General features: G+C 61.5%; 11 protein-coding genes. 4 read left to right on the top strand and 7 right to left on the bottom strand.

All coding sequences use genetic code 11. The features are described from left to right. From CQ12_RS44305 to CQ12_RS29000, 3 genes are all read right to left on the bottom strand, one after another. A partial coding sequence (locus CQ12_RS44305) for a hypothetical protein (protein ID WP_198164283.1) occupies positions 1 to 243 on the bottom strand: 243 nt, incomplete at its 3' end. Continuing rightward, on the bottom strand, positions 221 to 469 hold the full coding sequence (locus tag CQ12_RS47800; protein WP_057838707.1) for a GCG_CRPN prefix-to-repeats domain-containing protein: 249 nt from the start codon (positions 467 to 469) through the stop codon (positions 221 to 223). The genes CQ12_RS44305 and CQ12_RS47800, both read right to left, overlap by 23 nt. 83 nt (positions 470 to 552) lie before the next feature. Next, entirely contained in the window at positions 553 to 1,575 is a 1,023-nt protein-coding gene (locus CQ12_RS29000) for an alpha/beta fold hydrolase (protein WP_157088558.1), read from the bottom strand. A 156-nt stretch (positions 1,576 to 1,731) separates the two neighbouring features. Between CQ12_RS29000 and CQ12_RS28995 the strand changes: the two genes are divergently transcribed. Then, complete coding sequence (locus CQ12_RS28995) at positions 1,732 to 2,130, top strand: RidA family protein (RefSeq protein WP_057838705.1); 399 nt, start codon at positions 1,732 to 1,734, stop codon at positions 2,128 to 2,130. 8 nt (positions 2,131 to 2,138) lie between these two features. Here CQ12_RS28995 and CQ12_RS28990 read toward each other — a convergent pair whose 3' ends face one another. The 3 genes from CQ12_RS28990 to CQ12_RS28980 all read right to left on the bottom strand — a co-directional run bounded on the left by CQ12_RS28990 (position 2,139) and on the right by CQ12_RS28980 (position 4,731). Next, positions 2,139 to 3,374, bottom strand: a complete 1,236-nt coding sequence (locus CQ12_RS28990) for a class I SAM-dependent methyltransferase (RefSeq protein WP_057838704.1) — start codon at positions 3,372 to 3,374, stop codon at positions 2,139 to 2,141. A 79-nt stretch (positions 3,375 to 3,453) separates the two neighbouring features. Further along, positions 3,454 to 3,963, bottom strand: coding sequence for a hypothetical protein (locus CQ12_RS28985; RefSeq protein ID WP_057838703.1), 510 nt, complete (start codon positions 3,961 to 3,963; stop codon positions 3,454 to 3,456). 69 nt (positions 3,964 to 4,032) lie between these two features. After that, positions 4,033 to 4,731: an ArsR/SmtB family transcription factor gene (locus CQ12_RS28980; protein WP_057838702.1), complete on the bottom strand. Its 699-nt coding sequence runs from the start codon at positions 4,729 to 4,731 to the stop codon at positions 4,033 to 4,035. A 166-nt stretch (positions 4,732 to 4,897) separates the two neighbouring features. On the opposite strand from CQ12_RS28980, the gene CQ12_RS28975 reads away from it, so the two are divergent. Together CQ12_RS28975 and CQ12_RS28970 are read left to right on the top strand one after the other, a co-directional pair. Beyond that, positions 4,898 to 5,206, top strand: coding sequence for an NIPSNAP family protein (locus CQ12_RS28975; protein ID WP_057838714.1), 309 nt, complete (start codon positions 4,898 to 4,900; stop codon positions 5,204 to 5,206). A 69-nt stretch (positions 5,207 to 5,275) separates the two neighbouring features. Further along, the gene (locus CQ12_RS28970; RefSeq protein ID WP_057838701.1) at positions 5,276 to 6,085 is read left to right on the top strand and encodes an isocitrate lyase/PEP mutase family protein; all 810 of its coding nucleotides are present in this window, start codon (positions 5,276 to 5,278) and stop codon (positions 6,083 to 6,085) included. 27 nt (positions 6,086 to 6,112) lie between these two features. On the opposite strand, the gene CQ12_RS28965 is transcribed toward CQ12_RS28970, so the two are convergent. Continuing rightward, positions 6,113 to 7,129: a VOC family protein gene (locus tag CQ12_RS28965; RefSeq protein WP_245310220.1), complete on the bottom strand. Its 1,017-nt coding sequence runs from the start codon at positions 7,127 to 7,129 to the stop codon at positions 6,113 to 6,115. Positions 7,130 to 7,864: 735 nt separating this feature from the next. Here CQ12_RS28965 and CQ12_RS28955 point away from each other — a divergent pair. Continuing rightward, complete coding sequence (locus tag CQ12_RS28955; protein WP_057838699.1) at positions 7,865 to 10,111, top strand: TOMM precursor leader peptide-binding protein; 2,247 nt, start codon at positions 7,865 to 7,867, stop codon at positions 10,109 to 10,111. The last annotated feature ends 26 nt before the right edge of the window (positions 10,112 to 10,137 follow it).

The raw sequence follows: 10,137 nt of genomic DNA, 5'->3' as shown, positions 1-10,137 counted from the left end.
GGGGCCGAAGGCGTTGGGGCTGGGGGCGCCGTCGCTGGGGCTGGCGCCGGCGTCGTTGGCGCCGCCGGTATTGGGGCTGGCATCGCCGCCGCCGTCGCTGGCGTCGCCGCTACTGGCGCCGGCGCCGTTACTACTGGTAAGCTGCTGCCAATGAGCATTTAGAGAAGCAATAAAAAAGCCCCGCGCGAGCGGGGCTTTTGTTGTTGTGCTTTGAAAATAATCAATAAGCGCGGCAGCGGCCATAACGCCACACGGTGCCGTAGGGGCACACGCGGCCAGGCCGAACCACGACGACCGGAGCCGGCGCCACGACGATCGGGGCAGGACGAACCACAACGGCCCGGCGATTGGGCTGGCAGCCGCCGTAGGGGCCACGATGCCAGCCGGGGCCGCATCCGCCCGCGGCTTCCGCCGCGCTGAAGCTGGCAACGGTGCCCAGGGCCAAAACTGCTGCGAAGAGGTATTTCATGTTTTCTCCCGTTTTCGGCCGCAAGGCGGCACGGAACGAAACTTAGTTCCGAGACCTGAATGGAACATGAATGTTCCCCGATGCTACGGGGCGGCCAGGAATCCGAGCACCAGCTCGTTATATTTGCCCGGCGCTTCCAGAAAGACCAGATGTCCGGTGTTCGGGATCACCTCGGTCCGGCCGCGTCCCATCCGGGCGGCGAGCGCCTTGGCCAGCTCGGCATTCTGGCCCATCTTCGCGCGCAGCGCCTCCGGCGCATTGGCTCGGCCCGGCGCGTTGTGGTCGTCGGCGCCCATCACGAACAGCGTCGGTTGGGTGATCAGAGGAATCTCGTGCACGACCGGCTCGCGGTAGATCATCTGCGCCGAGCTGACGAAGGCGCGCAGCCAGCGCTGATATTCGGCGCTGCCCTTGATGTTGAAGCGCGCATCGATGAACGGCGTGACTTGTTCGGGCGGCAGCTTCAACGCGTAATTGGTCTCGAGCTGTTTGCGATAGCCTTCGGCCGTCAACTTGTCTTCGTTTTCCAGAATCTTCTCCGCCGCCGTCGGCGGCACGTAGAGCCGGTAATCCTCGAGGCCAATCGGCGCCGTCAGCACCAGATGCGCGATCCTGTCAGGATAGGCGCGCGCGATCCGCACACCGAGCATGCCGCCGAGCGAATGGGCCACGATGTCGGCCTTGGCGATCCCGAGATGATCGAGCAGCGCCATGGTGTTGCGCGCCAGCGTATCGAAATGCAGATCGCCCTGCGGCTTCGACGACTTTCCAAAGCCGATCTGATCGGGAACGATGACGCGATAGCCGGCATCGCCCAGGGTCTTGATGACCGGCGCCCAATAGCTCGATGGAAAGTTGCGGCCGTGCAGCAGCACCACGCTGCGCCCGTTCGGCTGCGCCGGCGCGACATCCATATATGCCATCCGCACCTGCTCGCCGTCGTTCACCAGCGGCAGCAGATGGACGGGGTAGGGATAGGCAAAGCCCTCGAGCGCGATGCCGTAGGGCTCGCGCGCGGCGGGTCGTTCGGCTTCTGCCGAGGCCGCAGGCAATAACGCAATCACGGCCAAGGCGGCTGCTACCGTGCCGACGCACATCCTTCGCATCTCAAACACTCCTGTAAGACAGGGGCGTATTGATGCTGACCTCAGGCGATGTAAAGACCATCCGTTTCACGTTTTGGCGAGAGCATGAGCCAGGTGCCTGCACTTGTGATAGACCAATAGCAAAACGCATCCGAGACAATTCATAGGGAGAATGCAATGCCAAGGACAAAGCTGTCCGTCCCCGACGTAGCTGAGGCCGGCCCCGGTCTCTGGTCAAACGCCATACGCGCCGGCGACATGCTGTACATCTCCGGCCAAGTCGCACGGCCCTTCGAGGGCGGCACCGAAATAGTTGGAAAAGATGAGTACGAACAAGCCAAGCAAATATTTTCACGTATTGATCGCATCATCAAAGCGGCCGGGGGAACGATGGACGACCTGGTAAAGATGACGATCTACGTCGTCGATATCCAGAAAAACACCGAGGTCTGGCGAGCACGCCGCGAGTTCTTCACCGGAGACTTTCCTGCCTCCACGCTTGTAGAAGTGCGATCGCTTGCGAAACCGGAAGTCTTGGTGGAGATCGAAACCGTCGCCTATCTCGGTAAGAGCTGAAATGGAGCTTAAGGGCCGGACCGGCTAAACAGGACATGCCCCGATCGCCACATGCGCTCGCAAACGGTGCGCGCGAAACTCGTCCGTTGTTCGGGCTCGGATCCCGTGAAGATGGCGTGGGACAGAATTTCCGATATGCGCTTTTTTCCGTCGACCTGCTCCAGCATGAGCGCTTCCGCCCGCGATATCGGGATGGCGACTTCCCCCTGAGGCGCAGGACGCGCCAAGACCAATGAGTTGACGTCACCAGCTAATCGGACGCCGGCTCGAATGTGCGGGACATATGACAGAAAATCATCCGTATCGAAACGCGTCAGGAAGCGCGCGCTGTGCGGCTTCCTGACGAAGAAATCATGCCTGTCATTCAGCGCGGTGAGATTATCGATGACGGACCACTGCTCCGCGGCCGGGAGCGCCAAAACCCTTTCCAGCATCTCTCCGCCGAGATACCGATCGGCGCAGTAGAGGGCGTTGTCTTTCCAACCGAAGAAAACCAGCCCGGCCGCTTCGACGAATTCCATGATCTCCGGCACCGCGTAGGCTCGATCTTGCGGATGAAGCAGCATGTCCACGATGCCAGCATCGTGGGCAAGATCATGGGGCAGTTTGCCGGTCGGCGAGATCAGATAATGTTTCGATGGGACAACCTTTAGAAGTTCACGGGCAATCCTGACGCCCTCGGCATTCCGGCCGGCTCCAAGTCGCCGCAGGATATCCTGGACCAGATACACGCCGGCGCGCCCCGCCTTCCCGTAAAGCATGATGGCCATGCTGCCGGATGGATCGAGCACATCTGCAAGCGCCTTCAGTCCGGCGTCCGGATCGGGAAGGTGATGAAGAACGCCGGTGCAAATGATCAGGTCAAAAGAGCGATCTAACTCGCCGACATCAAGCAGGCTCATTTGCCGAAGTTCAAGGTTGGCGAGGCCGTGTCGATCGCGAAGGCGGTTCGAATGCGCGAGGCTGGTCTCGGAAAGGTCGATACCGAGGACAGTACAGTCGGGGTTGTTCAGGGCGATCAGCGCCGCCTGGGAGGAGCCGCAACCGGCGCATAATATGCGCAGCTCTTGCCGAGGCCGGCCCTCCGGCCACAGTTGAATGCCTGCAAATCTGGGGTCGCAGGTCAGCGGTCCCCACTTCTTCAGGAATTTCTCGCCGTCCTCGATTGGCGGCGGATAGCTATACGTTTCGTACTGCTGCCTGACCGCTTCTGTAATCGTGTCTTCTGTAACCGTGTCCTTCATGACACGACTCTAGATCGGACCCATCCGGCCAGCAATATCCGAAATTCACGATAAGGGCCGGCGGGCCTGCCTGCCGTCCTCACTCGGCCTTGAACGCGCCTTTGAAATCACCGCCAGTGTCTGTCGAGTGCAGGTGCTTGAGCTCGCCGCGGTCGTCGATCAGGTAATAGTGGTTGCCGTTGACGCCTTTCTCGTTGCGCAGGCCGCGGAATAAGATCAGACGGCTGTCGGCGCGGCTGATCACGGGCTCGAACTCGTCTGATACGTCGCCCCAATCGGTTACGGTGAAGAATTGCGTGATCCGCCCGGTGCGGACGTCGAGGAAGGTCGGAGCCTGGCATTCGGTGCCACACGGCAGGATGACGACAATGAAGCGCCCGCCAGCGTTGATCTTGTCGTCTCTGATCGCCGAGCGATAGGATTCGCTGCGGTCGCGCCAGAATTCATGGTCAAGCCGCGGCTTGGCGCGTTTGCCGGTGTAGACCTTGACCTTGTGATCGCTGAATCTGGGCAGCTCTTCTGCCTGTATGGGCAGGGCGTAGCACGCGAGCAGCGTCGCGGCGGCAATGGTTCGAATTAAACGGTTCATGAAAATCTCGTCGGAAACGCTGGTAACGCTTGGTCGGCGTTTCCGTCGGAAAAGTTCAAGCGTCTCCGGCTAGGCCTGCTCGCTTCCGAACAACGCGGCAAAGCGCTTTTCGCCGGTGCGGGTGAAATTCACCACGCGGCTGCCAGGCGTCGCGTCACGCGCCGCCCAGTTCAATTCGGTGAACCGGCTCATTACCGCAGCCCCAAGCGTGCCGGCGAGGTGATGGCGGCGCTCGCTCCAGTCGAGACAGGCTTTGCACACCGGGCGGCGCGGATGCGCCAGCGCTTCGGTATCGATCTGCAGCGCCTCCGCCATGAATCGCTTGCCTTCGCCGGTGAGTTCGATGGCCTGCTTGGTTTGCCGGACCAGTCTTTGCTTGCGCAGGCTGTCGAGCATCTGCACGCCGAGATCGCCGGCGAGATGATCGTAGCAGATCCGCGCCCGCCGCAGCGCCGGCTCTTTCGGCCCGGTGCGCACGCGGGTATGGCCGGCGCGCTCCGCCAGGCCCGCCAGTCCCTCGAGCACGTGAGCGACGTCAGACCCGGTGAGGCGATAATAGCGGTGACGGCCCTGCTTCTCCGGCTCGATCAGCCCGCCGGCCTCGAGCTTGGCGAGATGCGAGCTCGCAGTCTGCGGCGTGATGCCGGCCTGGTGCGCCAGTTCGCTCGCGGTGAGTGCACGGCCGTCCATCAGCGCGGTCAGCATGTTGGCGCGCGCGGGATCGCCGACGAGAGAGGCGACCATGGCGATGTCGGGACCTGCTTTCATAATTCGATGATAGCCGAAGCATTGTGGTAGGGCAAGCGGGTATTGTCCGGTCTCGGAAACTAGCTCCGTCATTGCGAGCGCAGCGAAGCAATCCATCGCGCCACACGCTGAGGAATGGATCGCTTCGCTGCGCTCGCAATGACGGCTTCAAACATTGGAGAACACCATGACCGTCACCGTCTTCATCCGCTACCAGCTCGATCCCTTCAAGCGTGCCCTGTTCGAGCAGTACTCGAAAAACTGGCTCACCATCATCCCGAAATGCGGCGGCGATCTCCTCGGCTACTGGATGCCGCACGAGGGCACCAACAACATCGCCTTTGCGCTGATCTCGTTCGAGAGTCTTGCTGCCTATGAAAGCTACCGGGCGCGGCTGCGCGCGGACAGCGAAGGCATGGCGAATTTCAATTTCGCCGAGGAAAACCGGTTCATCCTCGCGGAGGAGCGGACATTCCTGCGCCAGGTCGTCGCGTGAGACGTCTGGCGGAATCGGTGTCGCGTTCCTATCTACGCGGCGCCAACAAAATATTCAGGGGAGCGACCTATGCTGACATCTGCTGACAAACGCGCCGCATTCAAGAAATTGCACGAGAGCGGATGCTTCATCATCCCCAATCCCTTTGACGTCGGCAGCGCGAAGGCGCTGCAGCATCTCGGTTTCAAGGCGCTGGCTTCCACCAGCGCCGGCTTCGCCTGGACACTCGGCAAGGCCGACAACCGCGTTACCGTGGACGACGTCTGCGATCACCTCACGGCGATCTGCGCGGCGGTCGATATTCCCGTCAATGCCGACTTCGAGGACGGCTTTGCGCACGAGCCGGACAAGGTCGCCGTCAATGTCGCGCGCGCGGTGAAGACCGGCGTCGCCGGCCTGTCGATCGAGGACTATACCGGCGATAGCGCAAAACCGCTGTTCGACCGTGCGCTGGCCGTCGACCGCATCAAGGCGGCGCGGCAGGCGATCGATGCCGACAACAGCGGCGTCCTGCTCACCGGCCGCTGCGAGGCGTTCTTGCGCGGGCAGAAGGACCTCAATCTCGTGATCGACCGGCTGACTGCCTATGCCGACGCCGGCGCCGACTGCCTCTATGCACCTGGCATTTCGACGGCGGAAGAGATTTCGGCCGTGGTGAAGGCGGTGCAGCCAAAACCCGTCAATCTCCTGGTCGGCACCGGTCCCTCGCTGAAGGAAGCTTCCGCTCTCGGCGTGCGGCGCATCAGCATCGGCGCGTCGCTGGCGCGGATGGCGTGGGCCGGCTTCATGAAGGCGTCAAAGGAGATGGCGGAGCAGGGCACGTTCGGCGAATTCGCCAACGGCTATTCCGGCGGCGAACTCAACAAGATGTTCAGCTAAAGCATTGCCACTTGCGAGCCCTCTGGCTTAGCGCTTCGGCTTTGGCAGCATCATCCTGCCCTGTGAGGTAATGCCACCCCACTTGGCGGACCAAGCGACCTCCGAGGCGGAGGGTTGCTCGGTGTCTTGCGGACCTCGAGCACCCTGCAGCGCAAATAGTGCGCCTTGAGGATCGGCACATCGCGCGATCCAGCAACCATCAGGCAATTCAGTCGGACCCTGGAGGACCCGACCTCCACCATTATTGACGCTCTTGGCGGCCTTCCCGATATCGTCGACATTGAAGTAATGGAGCCAACACGATTGCGACACGCTCGGCTGCTTGGTGAGCATGCCACCGATCGTCTGCCCGGCCGCCGAAAACAATTGATACAGGTCTGCCGGATCGGTTTCACCGTCGGCCTTCTGCCAGCCAAAAAGCCCGCCGTAAAAATCAAAGATCTTGTTCCGGTCTTCAGCCAGCAATTCATGCCAGCCCACGCGCCCCAGCTCGTCCAATCCGCTGGGTTGCCCTTGGCCATAGGTCAGTCCGCTGACCAGCGCAAAGGTTGCCTTTTGCGGATCGGCGACCACTGAAACCCGGCCGATATTGCTATCCGTTGGCGGCAGCAAGACCGCGCCTCCACGACGCCTGATCTGTGTGGCCGTCGCATCCATGTCATCGACTGCGACGTAGCCGACCCATCTCGGAGTTGCCCCTAATCGCCGGCCCTCTTCCGGGAGATCCATCAGCCCACCTACCGGAACGTCGCCGGCAGTAAGCAACGTATAGGCCAGTTCCGGAGTCGACACATCCTTCGCATCCCAGCCGACGACCTTGCCATAAAAGGCGCCTGCTGCCGCAACGTCCGTGGTGAGGAGCTCATACCAGGCGAAGCGTCCGAGTTGACTGACCAAACCAATTCTCCATTCAAGCCGGGAGACGATTGCGCACTGCACCAAGTCGCACGCGTTGCAATCGCTGCGGGCGCGGACCGTGTTACAAATGAACGAAAATGCGGCGACGGCGTTCATGAACATGAATGCAATCTGAACGAGCGTCATTACGTTTTCGTGTGTGCATGAATCTTGCCTGCCTTATTTGGTCAGCGTAGGATCACGCCCACGGAGATCCTTCTTGCAACATCGGAGGATGCGACCATGCCGCGGGTGAAGCAAGCTTCGAAAAGGAAGCGAGTAACCAGAACCGCAATACCGGCGCTGGGAGCCGCCGGATTAACTTTTTCCCTAGCAGGAGGCGCATCGGCATCGGCCATACCAACCGGTGACGTTCAGCAGGGGCGGAATTTCGCTCCTGGCACGATGATCACGCTCGGTGAAGAGGAAATTGCCGACGTCAGCCTTGCTACCTTCCATCTCTTCGACGACGAAGAAAGTGTACTTGGCGGCGTGCTGCTGGCCCAGCGCGGATGCGGTGGCTGCCGCGGATGTGGTGGCATGCGGGGATGCGGTGGCTTCCGAGGATGCGGTGGTTGTCGCGGCTGCGGAGGCTGTGGATGCAGAGCCTGCCGATGCGGCGTCGGCTGTGGCGGCTGTGGTGGCTGCGGTGGCTGCGGCGTTGGTTGGATAGGCTTGCCAGGCATAGGCATAGGCATAGGATGTGCGGGTTGCTGTGCATCTTGGGGCCGGTGCCGCTGGTGCTAGGCGGCGGCGCTTCCTGATCTTGTGCCGACACGCCACGATTTCATTGGCCGGGTTCGATTGACCCGGCCAGTATCTTGTTTTCGTTGTGACGTTCGCCTGCCAGCGCGGGCAGCCTGCCGGTGACAAGCGAGTGTGATGACAGTCAATCGCAAGAGCCCCGTTGCGAGCAAGACCCGCAAGGACATTTTGCGATTCGCGCCGAACTTTACCGCCTATGTACTCCCCCCCGATGTGGTCTGCCTCTATTCCGAGAACCGAAAGTTCTTCCTGCACGGCGAGCTGTATTGTGCGGTGGCAACGGCGATCGGAAAAAATGGAAAGTCTGCGCCAGAGATCGTTCGCCAGCTGTCGAAGAGTTTTCCCGCCGACAAGATCGAGGAAGCGATCAAGCGACTGTTAGAGCGCCGATACGTCGCTGCAGGTGCATCGCACGCGTTCGATGGCGCCGTCGCTGGATATTGGGCGAGCCTCGGCCTGCCTCCCGAGATCGCGGAGCAGAATCTCCGCGATTGCCCCGTGCGGGTCGAAGCGATCGATGTCAAAGGTGCCAAAGAACTTTCCGCGGCCTTGAGCAAACTCGGCGTTCAGATCGCCAAGCGTTCGCCCAAACTCACGATCACGCTGGTGAACGACTATCTTGACCGGCGGCTGGCCGAGATGAACCGGGGACGCGTGGCCGACAAGGCGCCCTGGCTGCTGGTGCAGCCGTCCGGCGTGTTTCCGCTGGTGGGCCCCGTGTTCAAGCCGGGCGAGAGCGCCTGCTGGAACTGTCTTTTCGATCGCATGATCCGCAATCGGGAAATCAAGGGGTTTCTCGACCGCGGACCGGCGCAGGCGGTCGCCGTATCGCCCCTGGTCAGCGACACCGTCGGACAGACCGCAATCCACTTCGCCGCCGTCGAAATCACCAAAGCGATTGCCTCAGGCTTTCGCACCGATCTGCGCGATCATATTGCAAGCCTCGACCTGACCGGCGCGGTCATCGCCAAGCACTTTGTCGCACGGCGCCCGCAATGTCAGACCTGCGGAAGCAAGAAGCTGCAGAATCCACGTCGGGCGGCGACGTCGATCGAGATCGCCGAAGGCAGCAAGCTCATCATGACCAGCGGTGGATATCGCACCGTGACGTCGCGGGCCACCGTGGCGCGCTTCCGCAAGCATGTAAGCCCGCTGACCGGCGTGGTTTCGCGGCTCGAGCGGATCGAAGTCGATCTGCCGATGAACACCAATTTTTTCGCCTACCACAATTTCTCTGCGCCGGCCCAGAGCGTCGATCAGCTCAGGTCTGGACTGAGCGGCGGCAGCTTCGGCAAGGGCTCCACGGCCGAGCAGGGCGAGGCCAGCGCGCTGATGGAGGCGATCGAGCGCTATTCGGGGATTTTCCAGGGTGACGAGATCAGGACGGCACGCCGCTTTACCGATTTCGCGCCCGGCGACGCCATTCACCCGAATGACGTCCAGCTTTTCAGCGAAACGCAGTTTCAAAACAGATATGACCAGCAGCCGGACGATTCACATCCGGTTCCTGAGCCGCTCGATCCCTCGATGAGGACCGAGTGGTCGCCGGTCTGGTCGTTGCGCGACAGGCGTTTCAAATATCTTCCGACCGGTCTGCTCTACTTCTTCTATGGCGGCTTCCATACGGACTCCAACGGTTGCGCGGCCGGCAACACCCGCGAGGAAGCCATCGTTCAGGGCTTCCTCGAACTGGTCGAGCGCGATGCCTACGCCATCTGGTGGTACAACCGGGTGCAGCGTGCCGAGGTCGACCTCAAGCAATTCGACGATTCCTATGTCCGGGATCTGCAAACCCGGTTTGCCGAGGCCGGACGCCGCCTGTGGGTGCTCGACGTCACCAGCGATCTCGGCATTCCCACTTACGTGGCGGTGATGCACTGGATGCAGAATGGTCACGAGAACATCGAGTTCGGTTCCGGCGCGCATTTCGATCGCCGCCTGGCCCTGCTGCGTTCGCTGACCGAGCTGACCCAGTTCATGTCGATCGGCATGATGGGCGGCGGCAGCGGAGAGAAGCCGTCGCTTGACGGTGTCAAGCCGCTGCGCCTGGAGGATTATCCGTTCTTGATTCCAAGTGACAATCCGGTCGTTCCGCCGGCTCCCGATCTCAAGGTTCACGACAACACGCGCGATCAGGTGAATGCCTGTGTCGAAATCGCGACCCAGGCAGGTTACGATTTCCTCGTGCTCGACCAGACGCGGCCCGACGTTGAGGTCCCAGTCGTTCGGGTGCTCGTTCCAGGCCTGCGGCATTTCTACCGCCGCTTCGCACCGGGCCGGCTTTACGATGTTCCGCTGAAGCTTGGATTGTTGGATCGACCGCGGCCGGAGAGCGAACTCACTCCGTTCCTGCCGCACACCTGAAAGGGTCTTTCGTGCGCGCTCCCGGG

The sequence above is a fragment of the Bradyrhizobium jicamae genome (genome assembly GCF_001440395.1).
Lineage (GTDB): Bacteria > Pseudomonadota > Alphaproteobacteria > Rhizobiales > Xanthobacteraceae > Bradyrhizobium > Bradyrhizobium jicamae.
Note: the sequence above shows the minus strand (reverse complement) of the source record. Positions and strands in the feature narration are given on the sequence as shown.

Excerpts from the sequence above, each read along its gene's own strand:
- CQ12_RS28965 (WP_245310220.1), bottom strand. The coding sequence starts at position 7,129 with ATGACGCTCGTTCAGATTGCATTCATGTTCATGAACGCCGTCGCCGCA.
- CQ12_RS28980 (WP_057838702.1), bottom strand. The coding sequence starts at position 4,731 with ATGAAAGCAGGTCCCGACATCGCCATGGTCGCCTCTCTCGTCGGCGAT.
- CQ12_RS28985 (WP_057838703.1), bottom strand. The coding sequence starts at position 3,963 with ATGAACCGTTTAATTCGAACCATTGCCGCCGCGACGCTGCTCGCGTGC.
- CQ12_RS28990 (WP_057838704.1), bottom strand. The coding sequence starts at position 3,374 with ATGAAGGACACGGTTACAGAAGACACGATTACAGAAGCGGTCAGGCAG.
- CQ12_RS29000 (WP_157088558.1), bottom strand. The coding sequence starts at position 1,575 with ATGCGAAGGATGTGCGTCGGCACGGTAGCAGCCGCCTTGGCCGTGATT.
- CQ12_RS47800 (WP_057838707.1), bottom strand. The coding sequence starts at position 469 with ATGAAATACCTCTTCGCAGCAGTTTTGGCCCTGGGCACCGTTGCCAGC.
- CQ12_RS28975 (WP_057838714.1), top strand. The coding sequence starts at position 4,898 with ATGACCGTCACCGTCTTCATCCGCTACCAGCTCGATCCCTTCAAGCGT.
- CQ12_RS28995 (WP_057838705.1), top strand. The coding sequence starts at position 1,732 with ATGCCAAGGACAAAGCTGTCCGTCCCCGACGTAGCTGAGGCCGGCCCC.
- CQ12_RS28970 (WP_057838701.1), top strand. The coding sequence starts at position 5,276 with ATGCTGACATCTGCTGACAAACGCGCCGCATTCAAGAAATTGCACGAG.
- CQ12_RS28955 (WP_057838699.1), top strand. The coding sequence starts at position 7,865 with ATGACAGTCAATCGCAAGAGCCCCGTTGCGAGCAAGACCCGCAAGGAC.